General features: G+C 58.4%; 14 protein-coding genes and 2 tRNA genes. 2 read left to right on the forward strand and 14 right to left on the reverse strand.

The annotated features are described in order from the left end of the window. The first annotated feature begins 222 nt into the window (after positions 1-222). Both F1C16_RS08295 and F1C16_RS08300 read left to right on the forward strand, forming a co-directional pair. A tRNA-Asp gene (locus F1C16_RS08295) sits at positions 223-296 on the forward strand. A 47-nt stretch (positions 297-343) separates the two neighbouring features. Beyond that, a tRNA-Asp gene (locus F1C16_RS08300) sits at positions 344-417 on the forward strand. 116 nt (positions 418-533) lie between these two features. Here F1C16_RS08300 and F1C16_RS08305 read toward each other — a convergent pair. The 14 genes from F1C16_RS08305 to F1C16_RS08375 all read right to left on the reverse strand — a co-directional run bounded on the left by F1C16_RS08305 (position 534) and on the right by F1C16_RS08375 (position 20,240). Further along, on the reverse strand, positions 534-2,186 hold the full coding sequence (locus F1C16_RS08305; RefSeq protein ID WP_258049074.1) for a glycoside hydrolase 43 family protein: 1,653 nt from the start codon (positions 2,184-2,186) through the stop codon (positions 534-536). A gap of 112 nt (positions 2,187-2,298) precedes the next feature. Next, positions 2,299-4,224 carry a glycoside hydrolase family 88 protein gene (locus tag F1C16_RS08310; protein WP_185283861.1) on the reverse strand — a complete coding sequence of 642 codons (1,926 nt, stop codon included), beginning with the start codon at positions 4,222-4,224 and terminating at the stop codon, positions 2,299-2,301. 217 nt (positions 4,225-4,441) lie between these two features. Beyond that, positions 4,442-6,100, reverse strand: a complete 1,659-nt coding sequence (locus tag F1C16_RS08315) for a glycoside hydrolase family 28 protein (RefSeq protein WP_185283862.1) — start codon at positions 6,098-6,100, stop codon at positions 4,442-4,444. Positions 6,101-6,137: 37 nt separating this feature from the next. Beyond that, the gene (fbp, locus tag F1C16_RS08320) at positions 6,138-7,151 is read right to left on the reverse strand and encodes a class 1 fructose-bisphosphatase (protein WP_185283863.1); all 1,014 of its coding nucleotides are present in this window, start codon (positions 7,149-7,151) and stop codon (positions 6,138-6,140) included. A gap of 36 nt (positions 7,152-7,187) precedes the next feature. Next, on the reverse strand, positions 7,188-7,655 hold the full coding sequence (locus tag F1C16_RS08325; RefSeq protein ID WP_185283864.1) for a nuclear transport factor 2 family protein: 468 nt from the start codon (positions 7,653-7,655) through the stop codon (positions 7,188-7,190). A gap of 2 nt (positions 7,656-7,657) precedes the next feature. Then, the gene (locus tag F1C16_RS08330) at positions 7,658-8,980 is read right to left on the reverse strand and encodes an MFS transporter (RefSeq protein WP_185283865.1); all 1,323 of its coding nucleotides are present in this window, start codon (positions 8,978-8,980) and stop codon (positions 7,658-7,660) included. 4 nt (positions 8,981-8,984) lie between these two features. Then, on the reverse strand, positions 8,985-9,644 hold the full coding sequence (locus F1C16_RS08335) for a bifunctional 4-hydroxy-2-oxoglutarate aldolase/2-dehydro-3-deoxy-phosphogluconate aldolase (protein WP_185283866.1): 660 nt from the start codon (positions 9,642-9,644) through the stop codon (positions 8,985-8,987). A 140-nt stretch (positions 9,645-9,784) separates the two neighbouring features. Continuing rightward, the gene (locus F1C16_RS08340) at positions 9,785-10,798 is read right to left on the reverse strand and encodes a sugar kinase (protein ID WP_219733465.1); all 1,014 of its coding nucleotides are present in this window, start codon (positions 10,796-10,798) and stop codon (positions 9,785-9,787) included. A gap of 171 nt (positions 10,799-10,969) precedes the next feature. Beyond that, complete coding sequence (gene uxaC / locus F1C16_RS08345) at positions 10,970-12,409, reverse strand: glucuronate isomerase (RefSeq protein WP_185283867.1); 1,440 nt, start codon at positions 12,407-12,409, stop codon at positions 10,970-10,972. 304 nt (positions 12,410-12,713) lie between these two features. Next, positions 12,714-14,363 (reverse strand): UxaA family hydrolase, encoded by a 1,650-nt coding sequence (locus F1C16_RS08350; protein WP_185283868.1) that lies wholly within the window; start codon positions 14,361-14,363, stop codon positions 12,714-12,716. Between the two features lie 6 nt (positions 14,364-14,369). Further along, positions 14,370-15,902: a tagaturonate reductase gene (locus F1C16_RS08355; protein WP_185283869.1), complete on the reverse strand. Its 1,533-nt coding sequence runs from the start codon at positions 15,900-15,902 to the stop codon at positions 14,370-14,372. A gap of 34 nt (positions 15,903-15,936) precedes the next feature. Continuing rightward, positions 15,937-17,976: a pectate lyase gene (gene pelA, locus F1C16_RS22980; RefSeq protein WP_258049075.1), complete on the reverse strand. Its 2,040-nt coding sequence runs from the start codon at positions 17,974-17,976 to the stop codon at positions 15,937-15,939. Between the two features lie 25 nt (positions 17,977-18,001). Then, positions 18,002-18,346, reverse strand: coding sequence for a cupin domain-containing protein (locus tag F1C16_RS08370; protein ID WP_185283870.1), 345 nt, complete (start codon positions 18,344-18,346; stop codon positions 18,002-18,004). A gap of 112 nt (positions 18,347-18,458) precedes the next feature. Next, a complete protein-coding gene (locus F1C16_RS08375) occupies positions 18,459-20,240 on the reverse strand; it encodes a RagB/SusD family nutrient uptake outer membrane protein (RefSeq protein ID WP_185283871.1) in 1,782 nt (593 codons plus the stop codon). Positions 20,241-20,262: the final 22 nt, after the last annotated feature.

Below are 20,262 nucleotides of genomic sequence, written 5' to 3' on the forward strand. Positions count from 1 at the left end.
AAGAATAGAAGACAAAGGTAAGCGAAACCTATGCATCGACCCTAAATCAACTTTGGGAAACATGAAGCAAAAAATAATCTGCCTGACAAACAGCGATAAACGCCGGCGAAGGCACTTTTTTTGCGCAAAATGCGCGTCGGGGTTTGACAATGTCCGTCATCCCCCTACCTTTGCATCACTTTAACGGAAAGACAGACGGTTTTTCAGCACACAAAGTATTCTGGTTCGGTAGTTCAGTTGGTTAGAATGCCGCCCTGTCACGGCGGAGGTCGCGGGTTCGAGTCCCGTCCGGACCGCTCTTGTGAGCCCAGAGAAACAGCGAGTTGCTCCGTTAAAGTTAGAAGGTTCGGTAGTTCAGTTGGTTAGAATGCCGCCCTGTCACGGCGGAGGTCGCGGGTTCGAGTCCCGTCCGGACCGCTCTTCTAGAAAAAGCCCCTGCATCTGATGATGCAGGGGCTTTTTTACGTTTCGGCTAGTTCATACTGCATTTACTAAGGTAGGCTTGGATGTATCGTTCAGCCCAACGCCTTTCCCTACTCTATCCGAAACCAATCCACATCTAGGCTACCGGCGTCGTTGGTCTGGCCGGGGCGGAGGGCAAACAGGCCCATTTTGGCTCCAATCCAGCGGCCTTCCCGCGCCTGAAACTCAGTGCCTACCGGCTGAAACGTGGTGCCATCGGTGCTGTAGCTGAACTGGCACTTAGCGCCAGAGCGTACAGCTACGCGTAGGTACACGGGCTGACCAGTGGGCAGCGTAGCCACGGGCGTCGCCGTGGTTTCGGGCGTTAGCTTATCGGCATTGCGGCAAACGGTCTGACCGACGCGGAGCTGGCCATTTTCGTTGGTCAGCGACAGGTAGGCGTAGTCCAGTCCCATCATCACCAGCCCTACCTTCTCCCCTTCCAAGCGCGGCGTGAAGGTGACTTTGGTGGTCGTAGTAAAGGTTTCGGCGGGTAGCTTTTGCAGCAGCAGATTCGGCACCTGCCAGAAGTTCTTGAAATCGGCCGGCACCGGCACCGTATAGAGGCGCAGCTGGCTTTGTGCGGGCATCGGGAAAGCCCAACCATCCTGCGGGTTGGCGTGCCACTGCCACTGCAAGCCCAGCTCGGGTGCGTCGAACTCATCGGAGGTAGCAGGCGTAGCTAGCGGCTGCGCTTTGCCCTTGATAGTTGGCTTTTTGTGCGTCAAAACGGGCTGGCCGGTGCCGTCGCCATCGGGGTCGTCGCCGATGATGGGCCAGTCGTTTTGCCAGCGCATGGGCTGCAAGTGCACCACCCGGCCGTAGGCGCCCTGGTCCTGAAAGTGCAGAAACCAGTCCTGGCCGGTGTTGGTATCGACCCAAGCGCCCTGGTGCGGGCCGTTGATGGTCGTGTTGCCCTGGGCCAGCACAATGCGGTCTTCGTACGGACCAAACACATTTTTAGAGCGCATCACCAATTGCCAACCCGGCGTGACGCCCCCACCCGGCGCAAAAATGTAGTAGTAGCCGTTGCGCTTGTAGAACTTGGGGCCTTCTAGGGTAGGATGTTTGGTGTGGCCGTCGAACACCAATACCTCATCACCAAGTAGTTGCAGGCCGTCGGCCGACATCTCGCTTACAGCCAGCACACTCTTAAAGCCTGCCCGCGAGCCGGCGAAGGCGTGCACGAGGTAGGCGCGGCCGTTGTCGTCCCAAAGGGGGCAAGGGTCAATCCAGCCTTTGGCTTCTTTCACCAGAATAGGCGGCTCCCAGGGGCCGGCCGGGTGCTGGGCGCGGGTCACGAAGATACCCAGGTCGGGGTCGGGGTAGTAGATGTAGTAGAGGCCTTTGTGGTAGCGAATGGCCGGTGCCCACACCCCCCCGCCGTGTTGGGGCTTCTGGAAACGCTCAGCGGGCTGTTGCTCACCGAACACCGCGCTGACCAACGTCCAATTTACCAGATCTTTGGAATGCAAAATCTGCAAGCCAGGCACGCTGTTGAAGCTCGACGATACGAGGTAATAGTCCTCCCCTACCCGGATAGCGTCGGGGTCGGAGTAGTCGGCGTAGAGCACCGGGTTTTTGTAGGTACCATTACCTAGGTCGGGCACCCATACCTTGGAGAGGATACTGGTTTGCGCCAAGGAGAGCGAGGGTAGGAAAAGGAGTAGAAAGAATAGGTTGCGCATCAACAAGTTGCACTTATTATATAGTAAGAACTTCATGCTGAGCCTGTTGAAGCATCTCGCGTGCTGGCGTCTAATTAATAAATCAACATCAGCACGCGAGATGCTTCAACAGGCTCAGCATGAAGTTCAACGCGTAGGACAAAATCAACTACTTCTGCCGCAGCAGCCATTCTGCCAGGTTTTTACCAGCGTCGAAATTCTGATACACGGCCTGAATCTTGCGACCATCCACGTACTCGTTGTACAGCCATGGGTCGCCCACGGCGAAGACGGTACCCTTCCCTACCTTGGCCGTAGCGATGATAACGTTACGGCCCTGCGTTACGCTGGCCTTGGCTGGCCCCGACAATCCCAGCGGCGCTAACTCTTTGATGTAAGCCGCGCGGGCATTTTTGAAGATAGCATTGCCGGCCGGTATATCCACGCGGCCCTGCTCAAACTGGCTGCCCTTCACCATGTTGACATTTTGGGGTAGGAACTGGATGCCGAAGTTTTTCGCCAGTTCGTTGAAGTGCGGAATCTCACAGTTCGACGTGTCGTTGGCCATCAGCACGAGCGTGCCGCCGGCTTTCACCCAGTTCGTTATGATCTTGCTATCAGCAGGTTGCACGAAGTTAGGCTGGGGCGTTTCCTTCTTGGTATCGGGGTCAACGATGATGTAGACGTCTACACCTTTGAGGGCAGCGGGGGTAGGCGCCGTGGGTACCGATACGGTGCGGGCACCCAGCTCCCGGAACTGATTGCCCCACAGCCAGAAGCCGCCGTGCGTGCGGTCTTCCCAGGTGTAGTGCCACTGTTCCTGTTGCCCTGTCAGCGGGTTCTGGCGCAGTTCATGGTTGTAGTAGTAGTCCAGCCCCACAGTTTTGCCCTGGCCCACGCTGTTTTCGCGGGCAATTTCCATTTCCACGCTCGCCAGAATGAACGGCCCTACCCCCTTCAGGTCGTTTTTGCGCAGGGGTTCGGAGAGGTAGTACTCGTAGCTACCGTCGCGGTAAGGGTTACCGCCGAGGCCGCCTACGCTCACGGTGCCATTGAACGCCAGCGCGTTGTTTTCCGTCGAAACGAAGGTTTTCAGCAGGCCGTCGTAGCCTTTTTGGGCGGTTTGCAGGTATTTCTTATCGAGGTAGCCCATGCGCACGCCCTTAGCCAGCGCGTACACAAACATGCTGCTACCCGAGGCCTCGGCATAGTTGCCCTTACGGCTGGCCTGGTCTACCACCAGCGACCAGGTACCGGTTTTGGCATCCTGATACCTCGCCAGCACCGGCGCTAGTCGCTGCACGTCCTTGATAAGCTGAGCGCGTTGCGGGTGGTCTTTGGGGAAGTAATCGAGCACATCGACCAGCGCCATGGCGTACCAGCCCATGCCCCGGTCCCAGAAATTGGGCGACTGTCCGGTCTGCTTGTTAGCCCACTTTTGCTCCCGGCTTTCGTCGTAGCCGTGGTAGAGCAGGCCAGTTTTGGGGTCTACCAGATTCTTTTCAATCAGCGCAAACTGTTTGGCTACGTCGTCAAAACCCTCGGGCTGGTTGAACACCTGGCTGTACTCGGCGTAGAACGGCTCGGCCATATACAGGCCATCGAGCCACATCTGATTGGGATACACCTTTTTATGCCAGAATCCGCCCGCTTTGGTGCGCGGCTGCCCTTCAATTTGCTGGTGCAGCAGCTGAGCGGCCTTCTGGTATTTATCGGTTTTCTTGGGTAGGGAAACCTGGCTCAGCAGCAGCAGGGCATGGCCGGTAGCTAGGTTGTCGAGGTTGTAGTCGGTGGGTTTGTAGGTGCGGATGCTGCCGTCGGGCTGCACAAACTGGTCGAGGTCTTTCTGAATGTAGGTGAAGTACTTGCCGTCGCCGGAGCGCTGCCAGACGCGTTCTAATGCCTTCAGCATCAGGCCCTGCTCGTAGTCCCAGCGGGCCGTTTTGCGGTTGCCAATCACAATAGAATCGGGATACCAGGAGATGAACGCATCGGCCATACGCTGCGACATGGGCGGCGCGGAGGCAGGCGTTTGGGCAACGCTTGCGACCGAGGTCAGTAGCAAGCCAGAAAGAAGAAGGCGGAGAAAAGACATATCAGGAAAAGTAAATTTTAGCAGCAGCGAGGCCGGGCGGTTGTCATTCCGAACGGAGTGAGGAATCTGAGTGAGAAGCTATAACGTGCTTACTCAGATTCCTCACTCCGTTCGGAATGACAAGCAAACAACGTCAGCAACGACGCCCACCACCCTAGTTGCGACTACAGTCGCAACATCCCCTCCTCGGCTGAGGAAGGGAGTTTCGTTCTGACGACTATCGTTTTGATACCGTGATGACTTTCTTCGACACTTTTTGGCCCAGCTCCACGTCTTTCTTGGCAGCTTTGGTATCGGTGTTGGTGAGGCGTACGCCCTTGGTCCGGTCGCCGCTGAGGCGCACCAGCAGGTCGGCGCTGTTGGCGTATTGCAAGTTGTCTACCAACACGTTGCGGCTATTCTGGATTTCCATTACGGGCTTGGTATCCTTGCTCAGCAAAGCCACGTTTTTCAGCGTAACGCCTTCGGCCTCCTGGCACACCATGCCTTTTTCGCTTTCCAGCACCGTGTTCTGAATCAGGATGTTCTTGATGCTCATTTCGGGTAGGCCCCGAATCAGAATACCGGTTTCGGCGCCCTTGCACACCACGTTGTTGATGGTGAAGTCGCGGAACTGCGGGGTGCCCTCGTTCAGCGGTTCAGCCTTGATTTCAGGTAGGGCTTCGGCTTCGCCGTTGGCGGGCACCGGGTCCTTGGCCGCGTAGTACATATCAAACAGGATGGCCTGCCCGGCAATGTCAGTCATGGCCACGCCGTCGACGTAGATTTTCTCCACTACGCCGCCCCTACCCCGCGTGGTCTTGAAGCGCAGGCCTACATCGGTGCCGATGAAGGAGCAGTTGTAGACAAACAAGTTGCGCGCCCCGCCCGACATCTCCGAGCCAATCACGAAGCCGCCGTGGGCGTGGTAGACTTTGCAATTGCGAAACACGAAGTTCTCGGTGGGCACGCCGCGCTTGCGGCCCTGCTCGTTTTTGCCCGATTTGATGCAGATACCATCGTCGCCCACGTCGAAAGTGCAGTCCTCTACCAGCCCATTCCGGCAGGATTCCAGGTCCAGGGCATCCGTATTCTGGCCGTACCAGGGATTTTTGGCCGTCACGCGGCGGATGGTCACGTCCTCGCACAAGAGCGGGTGGATGGTCCAGGCCGGCGAGTTTTGGATGGTGAAATCTTCCAGCAACACCTGTTTGCAGCGTTGCAGGCTGAGCATATTGGGCCGCAGAAAGTCTTTAATATCCGCAAAATCGGCCGTTGTCGTTTTGCCCGGCTTGATGACGCCCGGCTCCGGCATGGTAGAGGCTTTCAGGGCCTGTTCCGAGGGGTACCAGTAGTCCTTTTTCTCATTCAGGGCGCCACCCGAGGCCACCAGCTTTTTCCACTGTCCGGCCGTCAGCTTGTCTTTTTTCACGGGGCGCCACGCGTCGCCGTTGCCGTCGAACACGCCCGGGCCGGTGATGGCCACGTTGGTGAGGTCCATGCCCGAAATGGGCGACTGGTTGCGCACGGCGTCTACCCCTTCCCAGTTGGTTTTGATGAGTGGGTACTGGCTCTTATCAGTCGTGAACTGCACCAGCGCACCTTTGGCTAAGTGCAGGTTCACGTTGTCTTTCAACTCGATAGGTCCCGTTAGCCACAGGCCGGCCGGTACCAACACTACCCCTTTCTTCTGGCTGGCGGCGGCTATAGCCTGCTGAAATGCCTTGGTGTTCAGCATCTGGCCATCTGCCTTGCCGCCGTAGTTGAGCAGGCTCACTGTATCGGCCGAGAACTGAGTAGACTTCACGGTGAAGGTAGGGCGGACCTGCCCGGTGGCGGGCGCCGCTCCGGCCAGCACAGCAGCTACGGAGAGTAGAAAGGGGAATTGATACGTCATTATCTGGGAATTTAGTGTGCGAAAGAAGGCGAAAAAACTAGGTGGTTTCCATGCCGAGCAGCTCATCTACCAGCGAGTAGGACCCGGTGAAAAGAGGCGTGCGCTGATGAAAGTGCGTGGGCATCAGGTCCATCACCCGGCCCAGGCCGGGGCCAGCTTCTGCCCTACCCCCCGCTTGCTCAATCACGAAAGCCAGCGGAAACGACTCGTAGAGCAGGCGCAGCTTGCCATCGGGGTTTTTCTGGGTGGGCGGGTAGAGGTAGATGCCCCCTACCAGCAGGTTGCGGTGATAGTCGGCCACCAAGGAGCCCACGTAGCGGCCACTGCACCGGCGCTCCTTGCAGCGCGAGAGGTAGTCGCGCACGTACTCAGGGTAGTCGTGCCAGTTGCCCTCGTTGCAGGAGAAGATACTCCCGGTTTCCGGAATGAGCATGCGCGGATGCGAGAGGAAAAACTCACCCAAAGAGCTTTCGTAGGTGAAGCCCGCCACGCCGTGTCCGGTGGTGTACACCAGCATGGTGCTGGAACCGTACAAGATATAGCCTGCCGCCACCTGTCGGCGCCCGCCCTGCAAGAAATCGGCCTCTGTGGCCGGCGCACCGTAGGGCGACACGCGGCGGTAGATGCTGAAAATAGTGCCGATGCTCACGTTCACATCAATGTTAGACGAGCCATCCAGCGGGTCGATGGCTACCACGTACTTGCCCTGCACGTTGCCGGTATGCACAATCCCGTCTTCCTCTTCGGAAAGCACCGCGCAGGCTTGACCGCCGTTGGTAAGCGCTCGAATGAAGCGAATATTCGCTACCACGTCTAGCTTTTGCTGCTGCTCGCCCTGCACGTTCTGCTGCCCAAAGGCACCCGCTACTTCCGCCAGCCCCGCCCGATTAATCTCCCGGCTCACGATTTTCCCGGCCAGAGCAATATCGCGCAGCAACTGCGACAGCTCCCCGGTGGCGTACGGAAACTCGCTCTGGGTACGCATGATGTAGCGCTCCAGAGTGGTGCCCACGGGCTGGGCGATGGTATCTTCTAGCGGACGATGACTCATGATAAGTAGATTAGAAATGTTGACTAGCGGCAGCGGTTACTTAGGCTGCTTCTGCGACTGCCACAGGACCACTTGCCAGCCTTTCTTGGGATCTTTGATCTGTACCACCACGTACTTAAGGTGGGCCAGATTGGGGTTGGCCTTGGCCGTGGGGGGTAAGGTAATGGTGATGGTACCGTTCACCACGGCCGCTTGCCCATTGTTGTAGGCGCGCACGTTCAGGGCTTCCACGTCGATTTTCTCGTACTGACTTTTGCCGTCGCGGATGCTCTGGATGTAGTCCGATTTGCCGTTTTGCTTGCCGCTAGCGTGGGTGTAGATGAGGTCGTCGGCGAAGACTTTTTCCAGAAAGGCGTAGTCCTTTTTCACCTGGACATCAAAGCGTTGGCGCTCCAGGCGCTCTACCTCCTGCGCGGCGGCTTTGTCTTTGGCAGTGGGGGTTTGGGCAAAGGCCACCCCTACCCCACCCAGCAGGAGGAGCAAAAAAATCGTTATTATTTTCATGGTTATGTGGTTACAGCTTTTGATATAGTTGGCTCACCCAGGTTCACCGGCTCCATGCGCGGCACAAACAGGTGCATCACCACCCAGGCCAGCAGGTAGGCCGAGCCGCAAATCAAGAAGATGATATTGTAGCCGCCGTTGATGTTACCGGCCGCTTTGTAGGTGTCGAGCAGATAGCCGATGAGCAGCGGAAACAGGATGCCGCCCACCGAGCCGGCCATGCTGCCGATGCCCACAATAGAGCTGACAGCCTTTTTGGGGAACATATCCGAGGCCACGGTGAAGATGTTGGCGCTCCAAGCCTGGTGCGCGGCGGCGGCCAGGCTAATCAGGGCCACGGCTGGCCAGATACTGGTAGCGTAGCGCGCCAGCATGATGGGCACTACCAGCAGGGCAAAGACCAGCATGGCAGTTTTGCGAGCCTTATACACGCTCCAGCCCCGCTTGATGAGGTAGGAAGAAAAGTACCCGCCACCGATGCTGCCTACCGTCGTCAGAGTATACACAACCACTAAGGGTAGGCTAGGCTTTTTCAGGTCCAGATCGAAGGTAGTAGCGAAGTAGGATGGCAGCCAGAACAGGAAAAACCACCAAATGGGGTCCGTGAGCATCTTGCCGAATACGAAGGCCCAGGTCTGGCGTACGCTCAGCAGCCGGCCCCACGAAATGGTTTTGCCATGGTCGCCCTCGGCGGCTTCCGGCTCGTTGTCGCTGTGGATGTAGGCGTATTCCTCGGCCGACAGCTTGGGCTGCTTAGACGGAATCTGGTAGGATATCCACCAGAAAATTAGCCATATAAAGCCAATGCCACCAGTAATCAGAAAGGCTTCTTCCCAGCCGTAGCTCCCCAGAATCCAGGGCACCATGATGGGCGCTACTACGGCCCCAATGTTGGCGCCGGAGTTGAAAACGCCCGTAGCCAGAGCGCGCTCCTTCTTCGGGAACCACTCGGCTACGGTTTTAATGGCGGCCGGAAAGTTGCCGGCTTCACCCAGACCCAGCGCGGCGCGGGCTACCCCAAACCCCAGTGTGCTGGAGGCAAAGGCGTGGGCAATGGCCGCTCCGCTCCAGGCAATAATAGAAATGATGTACCCTTTCTTGGTGCCGATGAAGTCGATGATGCGCCCAAAGGCTAGCAGCCCAATAGCATAGGCCGCCGAAAAAGCCATGACAATGTAGCTGTAGCTGCTCTCCGTCCAGTTGAACTGGGTTTCGAGGGTAGGCTTCAACAGGCCAATTACCTGGCGGTCGAGGTAGTTGATGCTAGTGGCGAAGAACAGCAGCGCCACAACGGTCCAGCGGTAGGTTCCGAGTTTTTTCTCCATGAGTCTACTGCTGAGCGCGTTGCTGAATAAATTGAACCAGACCGGCCACCTTAGCGGTCAGGGCCTCGGCGCCCGCATCGCCCTTAAAGAGCTGAGAGCCAATACCCACAGCTTGCACGCCCGCGCCCAGCCACTCGCCAATACTTTCCTCGGTGGGCTCTACTCCGCCGGTCACCATCAGGGGCACATCGGGCAGGGGGCCGCGCACGGCCTTGATGTAGCTGGGGCCCACGGTGTTACCGGGAAACACCTTCACCACATCGGCACCCAGTTGGTGGGCACGGTAGATTTCGTTCAAGGTCATGGCACCGGGCAGCCAGGCCACGTCGGCGTGTTTGCACGCGTGCGCCACCGACTCAGTGGTGACGGGCTGCACCACGAAATCGGCGCCGGCCTGAATGAAGCGCTGGGCTTCCTCCCCCTCATAAATCGTCCCGATGCCCAGTAACATTTCCGGGCAGTTGGTCTGCACAAACGATTGCAACTGTGTAAATACATCGAAGGCCTGCGCGCCCCGATTGGTGAATTCAAAGACACGGATACCGCCGTTGTAGCAGGCTTGCACAATCTGCTGGGCGTGCGCTACATCGGGGTGATAAAAGACTGGAACCAGCGGGTGCGCCAGTAACTGTTTTAATGCATCTGCACGTGAAAATCGAGCCATAAGGGAGGTAGGGTAGAAATGAGAAAAGAGCGAATACAGCGCCTATCTGGTTCTAAGCGCTAAGTGGAAAGAGCGGTGAGTAGCTATGCGCTATTCAGTATCACCCTGCAAATCAGTTTGATACCTAACTAGTAAGAACCTTACCGGAGCAGTCGTCCCGTCACGTTGCCTTGCACAATGTGCTCCACCTCCGCGGCCGTCACCAGATTGATGTCGCCAACGATGGTGTGCTTGAGGGCCGAGGCCGCCGTAGCAAAGCCTAGCGCCCGCGCCGGGTCCTGATCGAAGTGCAGCCAGCCGTAGATGAAGCCCGAGATGAACGAGTCGCCGCCGCCGATACGGTCTATCACGGGCACAATATCATAGGGTGCGGTTTCGTGGTAGGCGCCTTGGTCGTAGAGTAGGCCGCGGATACGCTCGTGGGAGGCGCTCTGCGTTTCGCGGCGGGTAGCAATTACCTGTTTGATCTGCGGGAAACGCTGTTGCAGCTGCTCGCACATGCTCACGAAGCGGTCTTCCCTACCTTCCTCGGGCCGGATGCCGAACAAGTCCTCGGCGTCGCCTTCGGTGCACACTACCACGTCGCAGCCGGCTACCAGCTCGGGCATCACGTCCTGTGCTTTCTGGCCGTACTGCCACAGGTTGCGGCGGTAGTTCACGTCGGCCGACACAGTGATGCCCAGGCGGCGAGCGGCCTGAATAGCCTCGCGGGTAGCCTGAGCCGCGCTGGCCGAAATAGCGGGCGTAATGCCCGTCCAGTGCAGCCACTGGGCGTCTTTCAGGATTTCATCCCAGTTGAACCACGCGGGGTCAAGGTTCGCAAAGGCCGAATCGGCGCGGTCGTACACGATTTTGCTACCGCGCAACGAGGCCCCTACCTCCAGGAAGTACAGCCCCAACCGCTGCCCACGAAACACGCAGGAGTGCATATCTACGCCCAGGCGCTGGAAGTGCTGGGCAGCAGCGCGGCCCAGGTCATTGTCGGGAAAGCAGCCGGCGTGAGCGGCGGGCTGGCCTAGTTGGGCCAGCGCGGCGGCCACGTTGGCATCGCCCCCGCCGTAGGTAACGTCCAGGCTAGCGGCCTGCGTGAGGCGGAGGTTGAGCGGCGGCGACAACCGCATCATGATTTCGCCGAAAGTTACGACTTGTTTCAAAAGAGATGGATTGAATGCGTGTTGTTGGTTACTAGTAACTTGAGTTGGTGAACATCTGTCATCCTGAGCTTGCGAAGGACCTTCTCACGTCAGCACGTCCATCTTACCAACGACCCATTCTGCGGGCATAAGGTCCTTCGCAAGCTCAGGATGACAGACGTACTGCACGCCCTACGCCGTTTCGGCGGCCACCTTCTCCTCTACCGGCGTGAAGCCGAAGTAGGTGCTGGCGTTGCCGTAGCAGATGTTGCTGACCATTTCGCCTAGCCAGTTCATGTTGTCGGGCAGCTCGCCGTTTTCCACGTCGTTGCCAAGCAGGTTGCACAGCACCCGGCGGAAATACTCGTGGCGGGGGTAGGACAAAAAGCTGCGCGAATCGGTGAGCATGCCTACAAAGCGGCTCAGCAGGCCCATGTTCGACAGGGCGTTGATCTGCCGCTCCATGCCGTCTTTCTGATCCAAGAACCACCAGCCCGAGCCGAACTGCATCTTACCGGCCACCGAGCCGTCGTTGAAGTTGCCGATCATGGTGGCAATCAGCTCATTGTCGGCGGGGTTCAGATTGTAGATGATGGTTTTGGCGAGCTTGTCCTGGGTATCCAGCCGGTCAAAGAACTTCGACAGGGCCACGCCTTGCGGGAAGTCGCCAATAGAATCCCAGCCCGTATCAGGGCCGAGCTGGCGCAGCTTACGGGCGTTGTTGTTGCGCAGCGCCCCGATGTGGTATTGTTGGGTCCAGCCTTTTTCCCAGTCCATCTCGGCCAGCAGCACCAGCATTTTGGACTTAAATTTCAAGACTTCAGCGGAATCCAGCGTCTCACCGCCGCGTACTTTCTTGAAAATTGTGTCGATTTCCTCCTCGGTATAGTCAGCAGCGTAGAGTTGCTCCAAGCCGTGGTCGGAGAGCTTGCCGCCCATCTCAGCAAAGAAGTCGTGGCGCTGGAGCAGCGCTTTTTCCAAATCGGCAAACGCCTGAATGTCAACGCTTGCGGCCGCGCCCAGCTTATCGAGGTAGGCGTTGTAGGCCTCCGCATCTTCCGGCGACATCGCCTTATCAGCCCGGAAGGTAGGTAGCACCTGCACCTCAAAATCCGAGTCGCGAATGGCTTGGTGGTGCTCCAGCGAATCGGCAGGGTCGTCGGTGGTGCACACTACCCGCACATTCATCTTGCGCAGCAGGTTGCGCACCGAGTATTCGGGCGTGCGCAGTTTCTGGGAGCACTCGTCGTAGATGCGGCGGGCACTGTCTTTGTCCAGCAGCTCGTGCACGTCGAAGTAGCGTTGCAGTTCCAGGTGCGTCCAGTGGTAAAGCGGATTGCGGGCGGTATAGGGCACGGTTTCGGCCCACTTCTCAAACTTTTCCCAGTCCGAGGCGTCGCCCGTGATGTAGCGTTCGTCTACGCCGTTGGCCCGCATGGCGCGCCACTTGTAATGGTCGCCGTAGAGCCAGATCTGCGTCAGATTCTCAAACTGCCGGTCTTCGGCAATCTGGTCGGGGGGCAGGTGGCAGTGGTAATCGATGATGGGTTGGTGCTCGGCGTGCACGTGGTAGAGCTGCCGGGCGGTTTCCGTTTGCAACAGAAAATCCGGACCAAGGAAGGGCTTTTTCATGCTGAGTTACTGGGTTAGGCAGTGGGTAGGAAAGCGGTGGTTAGCCGGTTGGTTTTTTTGGGGTTGAACGTCATGCTGAGCTTGTCGAAGCATCTCTACCGTGAGTAATCTAGTTGCTATCAGACGAAGCGGTAGAGATGCTTCGGCAGGCTCAGCATGACGTTCTTTTTATGTTTGGAATACTCATTATATCTGTTCAACTAAACAACGTCAGCAACGACTTCAACCACCCCAGCGGCGAGTAAACTCGCCGCGTCCCCTCCTCATCTGAGGAGGGGAGCTTGTCGTTCTTTTATCCTTTATCTTACAAGGAAACCCCTCGTTTCCAAGGGATAAAGTCAGTTTGATCGTGGCGGACGGCGGCTACCTCCTCCCCGCTTGCCACGCGGATGACGTACTCCAGGATTCGTTCGCCGGCTTGCTCGATAGTTTCCTCGCCGTCAATCACGGTGCCGGTGTTCACATCGATGATGTCGGGCATGCGCTTGGCCAGGGGTGTATTGGTCGCAATCTTGATAACCGGCGCGATGGGGTTGCCGGTGGGCGTACCCAGGCCGGTGGTAAATAGCACCACGTTGGCCCCCGACCCTACCTCAGCCGTCGTAGACTCCACGTCGTTGCCGGGAGTGCAGAGCAGGTTCAAGCCGGGCTGGGTCACCAGCTCGGGGTAGTCGAGCACGGCTACCACGGGCGAGGAGCCGCCCTTGCGCGCCGCCCCGGCCGATTTCATCGCGTCGGTTATCAGGCCGTCGCGGATGTTGCCGGGCGAGGGATTCATATCGAAGCCAGAGCCCACGGCCACGGCCGCGTCGCCGTAGGCTTTCATCAGCGAGCTGAAACGCTGCGCCGTTTCCTGGTTCACCGAGCGGTCCAAGATTTCCTGCTCCACGCCGCACAGCTCCGGAAACTCGGCCAGAATAACCGAGCCGCCCAGCGCCACCAGCATATCCGACACGTGCCCCACCGCGGGGTTGGCCGAAATGCCCGAGAAGCCATCGGAGCCGCCGCACTCCAGCCCTATGCACAACTTGCTGAGTGGGGCCGGCTGGCGGTGCTGCTGGTTGGCCAGCATCAGGCCAGTAAACGTTTGGCGCAGCGCCGCGCTGATCATGTTTTCTTCAGTGCCCATCTTTTGCTGCTCCATCATATAGAGCGGCTTGCTGAACTGCGGGCTGCGCTTGTTGATTTCGTCCTGCAACATGGTCACCTGGGCATTCTGACAGCCCAAGCTGAGGATGGTGGCGCCGGCCACGTTGGGGTGAGTGATGTAGCCGGCCAGCAAGCCGCACAGCGACTGCGCATCCTGCCGGATGCCGCCGCAGCCGCCTTCGTGGGTCAGGAACCGGATACCGTCCACATTCGGAAACAGGCGGGCTTTCTGGCGGCTGCTTTCGGCGGCCTGCAAGTCCACGCTCAGGATTTCTTCCACCGATTTGCCGGCCTGCATCAACGCAATCAGCTCCTGGGTCTGGGGCTGATACGACTTCTGGCGAGCGTAGCCCAGGTCCTTTACCAGGGCGTCTTCCAGCACTTGGATGTTGCGGTTTTCGCAGAATACCATGGGTATCACCAGCCAGTAGTTGGCGGTGCCTACCTTGCCATCGGCACGATGGTAGCCCAGGAAGGTGCGGTCCTGCCAGCGGCTCACGTCGGGTGCCTGCCAGGCGGGGCGCTGGCCGCTTTCGGCATAGGCATCGGTGGCATGGTGCAGGTTGGCGGTGGTGAGGCGGCCGCCTACCCCAATGGCCGAGGCAGCCTTACCCACCAGCACCCCATACATGGTAACGGGGTCGCCGGAGGCGAGGGGTTGCAGAGCCAGCTTGTGCTTGGCCGGAATGGCTTCGGTGGTGGTAACGGTGGTGCCGTCCCAGGTTACGGGTGTGCCGGCGGGTAGGTCCGTGAGGGCTACCAGTACGTTGTCGGCCGGATGAATTTTGGCAACTAAATGCTTCATAATTATTTAGCTCACAGCAGCTTTTGAAATAAAGCACGCTTTCACGGCAGCATGGCCGCCCACTTCCAGCAGCTGGTGCAGGAAGTAGGTGACGCGGTTGGCAAACCCTGGCAGTTGGGTGAGGTCGTGCTCCCAGAGGGTTTCGTTGGCGAGTACCTCATGGACTACTTCCGCTGGCTCGTCGGCGTGCTTTTCCCAAAGATTGGCAAAATAACCGGCCTGCGAGTCCTCAATCGAATAACTTTCGCCGTGCAGCTCGCCGTGCCACTTGCCATTATGCTGCTCGGTAGCCCGCATAAACAGCAGGTAGGCCGCAAAGCCCAGCGCCACGTACTGCGGCACTTTGCCAAACCGCTCGTAGTAGTGCAGCAAGTCGGCCAGCACGCGCATGCGCAGCTTGGCCGAGTAGTTGAGCGTGATGGCCAACCAGCGGTGCTCGATGTAGGGGTTGCGGAAACGGTCGAGCACTTGCATGGCAAAGCGCTGGGCAATTTTCTCATCCACGGGGTAGGGAATGCCGGGCAGCAGGTCGGCCAGCATCAGGTTGGAGATGAAACCGGCCATGGCCTTATCTTCCATAGCGGCGCGCACGGTAGCAAAACCGCTCAGAAAGGCTAGGCCGCAGCTCAGGGTGTGCGTGCCATTCAGCAGGCGCAGCTTCAACTCCCGGAACTGGTTGATGTCGGGCTGGATGAATATGCCCTTGTCGGTGCTGTGAAACGACAGCACTTCCCGTACTCGCGCATCGCCCTCAATAGCCCACAGCAGGTAGGCTTCCGACATGGTCAGCAGGTCGTCCTGGTAGCCCAGTTCCTCAGTTAGTTGCTGATGAGCGTCCGCATCGGGTAGGCCCGGCACAATCCGGTCTACCAGGGAGTTGCAGCAGGTATTGGCGGTTTCCAGCCAGTCAATAAACTCGCTTTCGAGCTGGTTGCGGTGGGCCAGCTCCAGCAGAATCTTCTCCAGCTGCGTGCCGTTTGCCGGAATCAGCTCGGTGGGCACAATCACCAGGCCTTTGCTGGGGTCGTTACCGAATGCCTGCCAGCGGGTGTAGAGCACGGCCAGCAGCTTGCCCGGAAACGAGCTGGGGGCGGTGTCCTGCCGGATATCGTCGGGGGCAAACTGAATGCCTACCTCCGTAGTATTAGAAATGACTACTTGCAGCTCCGGCGCAGCGGCAAAGGCCAACACTTCGGCCCATTGGCTCTTGGCCGACAGCACTCGGCTGATGGCCGCGCACACCACGTTGCGCTCAATCGTTTCTTCGTCCTCTATCCCTCGAATACCAACGGTATACAACCCATCCTGCCGCTCAAACGCTGTGATGTCGCCGCCGTCGGTGGATTTCACTACTACAATACGGCCATTGAACACGCCTTTCTGGTTGGCCTTGTTGATGAGGTAGTCAGGTAGGCCGCGCAACAGCACGCCGGTACCGAACTGCAATACTTTCTCGGGCAACGCAAACAGGGAGGCCTGGGGCATTTCTACGGCAACCGGTGCATCTCCGGCGACCAGACGTTGCGACAGATTTCTCATATAAAGCAGACTAAAAGAGTATACAATTGGAAGGTTAGTTGGCCCACTGTTTTTCCCACTTCGGGTACTCCCGATTCAGGAGCTTGGCGGGCCAGGTGCCAGCGTAGCCGTAGCCCACGCGCCGCTCGTTCTCAATCTCGGCCAGCGAGTAGTGCACTTGGCTGTCGCGGCCTACATAGATGGGACGGTTGGTGTCGAGGTCGTAGAAGCGCGCCCAGATGGTAGAGCCCGCCTCGGGTACAATCAGCCGGTCGCGGCCACTGGGTTGCTTGGGGTCGGTCACGTCACGGATGGCGTAGCCCTCCAGCTTCACCTTGTTCAGCCACGCTACGGCGGCTTTAATGGACTTTTTAATTTCCGGCGAAGGGTTTTTGATGTCCATTAGAAATTTCACAATGGCCACGGTTTCATCACCGCTGAGCGAAGCCAGCTCGAAGGCGCGGGCCTTGGCGGGTTGCAGGGTTTTCTCGTCGTACTGCGCAGCCCAGGCCGTAAGCTGGCCGTGCTGCACGTATTGGGTTTTTAGGATGCAGTCAATACCGCGGGCCACGGCCTTGCGGGCGGGCTCCACCAGGCCCTGGTCCAGCAGGGTATAGTCGCCGCGCTGCTCGGCTAGGTCACGCAGCACCTGCATCGCCTGAATCATGGCGTTGTCGTTGTAGGTGATCTGGTGGCGGTAGTTGCTGTGGTCGGGGTAGTACTGCGGAAAACCGCCGTTGGCGTACTGCATTTTCAACAGGTAGCGAATGCCATCTTCGGCGGCGCGGCGGTAGGCCAGGTTGCCAGTCCGCTTGGCGGCCTCCACCAGGTATCGGATTTCGCGGGTAGTAGCGTTGTTGTCGATGGTAGGGTCGTTGCGCCCTTTATCGTCCAGGATGGAGGCTTTCTGCGCGGCCGTCAGGGGGTGGTCATACTTCACTTTCACGTCGCCCACAGCCTTGGGCCAGCCGCCTACGCTACGCTGATAGAGCAACATACGCTCGGCTACGGAGTCTTTTTCTACGACCACCACGGGCGGCGCGGGTAGGGCGGGTGCTTTCGGGTCCACGTTCCAACGGCCGCCAAAGGTCCAGTTGGGCGTTATTTGTTTGATGGTCGGGCTACCCTCAGCCGCAGCCAGATTGTCGGCCATCCAGGCGTAGTTGCCGCCTCGGCGGCGGGCGTTGGCGTAGTACACGCGCCGGCCCCACTGCTTGGCCCCCGGCCCTGACTCAGCCCAGTAAATATCAGCATCGGCCATATTCTTGGGGAAGCGGCAGCCGATCAGGTAAAACTGCGCCTCGCGGTGAAATCGGCCCAGCTTGAAGTTGTCGTCGCCCTCGAAGCGGCAGTTCACCAGCACCGTTTTCGAATCTTTGTTTGCCGAGCCGTCGTGCCAGATGGCCGCGCTCCTGTTGTGGCAGATAAAGCGGCAGTTTTCGGCGTAGGCCCAGCCGCGGGGGCAGTAGAAATCCACTCCGCCTTCCAGGGTACAGTCCTTGAAGTAGTACAAGCCGGCTTCCACGTCCCAGGGGCTCACAGTATCGCCACCCAGGGCTCGGAACGTGCAGTTCTTCACTACCAAGCGGGTAGTGCCAGGGAAGGTACGCAGGGCCATTTGGTGGCCGGTTTTGCTGATTTTCTTCTGCCCGCTGGCATCGGCGGGACAGTCGATGGTGATGTCGCCCGCGGCGTTGAAGCCGTAGCTATTTACAACGGTGAGCTTCTCCAGCGTCACGTCGGGGGAATTGCGCAGGTTGAGGGTAGCCACGCCCCAGTCATCGAGGTTGCCCTCGCAGCGGTAAGCGTCGCGGGCCTGGCTCACAGTAATCACCACGCCTTTTTCGCTCTGCCCGAGCAGGGTCACGTGGTCTTTGCCGTCGAGGTAGACCTTCTCGGGGTAGGTGCCGTTTTTGATATAGACTACCCGCTGCTGTTCGGCGTGGGCGCTCAGGCTGTTTAGGGCGGCTTGGATGGTTCGGAAATCTCCCGAACCATCCTGCGCTACCCTAACCGTCGGCGCATAAGCGAGGGAATTTCTTCCCCCGATTACTCCTGTAACCAGCAGGAGCAATACTGTAAAAAATCGAGTCATTCGTTGTGGTCTGTTGTGCATGGCCCTACCCTTCCAACGGTTGTAAGAAGTCTTCCCGCAGGGGGTTGAACACGTCCAGCAGCACCCCCGCCTCGCGGCATACCACGCCGTGGCGCACGTTGGAGGGCGCGTAGAACGTGTCGCCGGTGCGTAGCACTTGGGTATGCTCCCCTACCGTGGCCTCAAACACGCCACTCTCCACATAGCTGATCTGCACGTGGGGGTGCTGGTGCGGGGCGCCTACCCCCCCAGCCTCAAAGGCTACCTTCACCAGCATCAGCTCCGGGCCGTAGGTGAGCACCTGCCGGCGCAGGCCGCCGCCCAGGTCTTGCCAGGTAGTAGTATAGGTAGTGAAAGGGGAAGTATTCATGAAAAGAGGGACAACAAACGGAAGAAAAAGTAGTCAGGCACAGTGTGGGCAATGTCCTGCACTGTCCTGCTCCCGCCAACAACCGAAGCTAGCGGAAGCAAAAATCAGTTGGTTAGTAGCCGAAGTTCTGCACCAGGGCCGGGTTGGTATCAATAGCCGTTTGTGGAATAGGCACCAACTCTTTGCCTTTGTTTGGCTGGTATTCAGCCGCCACGTTATTGATAAATGTTGTGGCACTTGAACCTACCAGTCCCTGCCGCCAGTTGAGGCGGGTTATTGTGGTTCCAGCCACCACCGGCGGTTTATCCGGCGTGGGTCGGTAGAAGGAGTTCAGGAATTGCACCTCTCCATTTATTACTCTGTAGTACATGTACTGTGGAACATTCGCGTAGGCGCCCGTGCCGGTTTCGGCCTGCATAGCCCGCAGCGTGGCCTTGGTTTCGGCAATCTTTGTAGCCAGCAGATTCCAGCGTAGCAAGTCGTATTTTCGGATACCTTCGCCCCCAAACTCCAGGTAGCGTTCCTTCACAATCGCATTGAAGAAACCTTCTTTGTCGCTGGGAGTAGTACCTATGTTGGTACCCAAACCTCGCTTGCGCACTTCTTCGAAGGCAGCTTTGGCAGCTGCCGTCGGGCCATTCAGCTCGTTTTCAGCCTCAGCAAACATCAGCAATACGTCGGCGAAGCGGATCAGAGGCCAGTTGTAGCCCAGGTTCTGCGCGTTTCCAGGTAGCAGCGGCACACGCCAGTCGCGGCGGAACTTGCCATCGGTCAAGCGCAGAATTTCAGTGGCTTTCTGTTGATCGTTGCTCTCAATGGTATACTTGGTCACGTTCAGGTCGCGGCGCGTATCCGTAGAGTCGAACGCATAGAAGTAGTTGGGCAGCGCCGTGACAGCACCACTGGTGGTACCAAACTTAGGCGAGTTGTTAAGACGTGGGCCATTGTAAGTACCCAGTTTGCTATCAGAGGTGCTATTACCTCCTCCAGAACCTACCTGAAACAGAATCTCAGTTGTTTCCAACGTACGTGCATTGATAGCGCGCCACACGTCCTCTGCTTTGGGCAGCAGCGTGTGTTGATCACGACGGGCCATTAGTTGAGCGCACTCGTCGTGGGCAATCTGGTAGTATTGCTGGTAATTGGAGCCGCGCTCCATCTGCCCATTTTGGCGCTCGGAATAGCCGCCACGGTACAGTGCTATGCGGGCCCGCAAGGCCTTGGCAGCCCCTTTGGTGATACGCTCGTCCTTGGCGCCAATCTCCGTACGCCAGGGCAGCAGATCCTCCGCTTGCAACAAGTCAGCGAGGAGCTGCTCGTAAATCTCGTCGCGGTTGGTCTTGGGAATGTTGAAGTTCTGGCCTGCTACCGACGGTTCGAAGGGTGCTGGCACGTCGCCCCAGTTGCGAATCAGCTCCAGGTAGTACTGTGCCCGTAGCACCAATACCTCGCCATGCAGACGCTTGACGGCAGCCATATCCGTGGCCGAGCCGCTGGTGTACTGCGCCATCTGCGGAATGTACTTGATGCAGATGTTCGCCCGCTCAATACCCTGGTACAGGTTGTCCCAAGGGCGGGAAATCTCGCTATTGGTCGGAATGGCGCCGTAGCGGGAGATGCCTCGGCGACCAGCGTCAGAAGCGCCGGGGCTACTGAGCATCTCGTCCGTATCGAAGGGGTAGTACATGTTTAGGCGAATGCCATAGCCCTGGTCGCCCGAAAGGGGGTCGTACACCCCCAGAACGGTGCTGGTGGCGCTGCTGACACTGCTAAAAATATCCTCTGGCGAATAGAGGGCTGCCGGCGTCACATCGAGGTAGTCCTGGCAGGAAACTACCCCCAAAGAGCCCATTAGAGTGGCTGCAAGAATGGCAGGACGAAGTATATGTTTCATGATTCTAGGACAGATCTGTGGG

The organism is Hymenobacter sp. NBH84 (assembly GCF_014217645.1).
Classification (GTDB): Bacteria; Bacteroidota; Bacteroidia; order Cytophagales; family Hymenobacteraceae; genus Hymenobacter; species Hymenobacter profundi.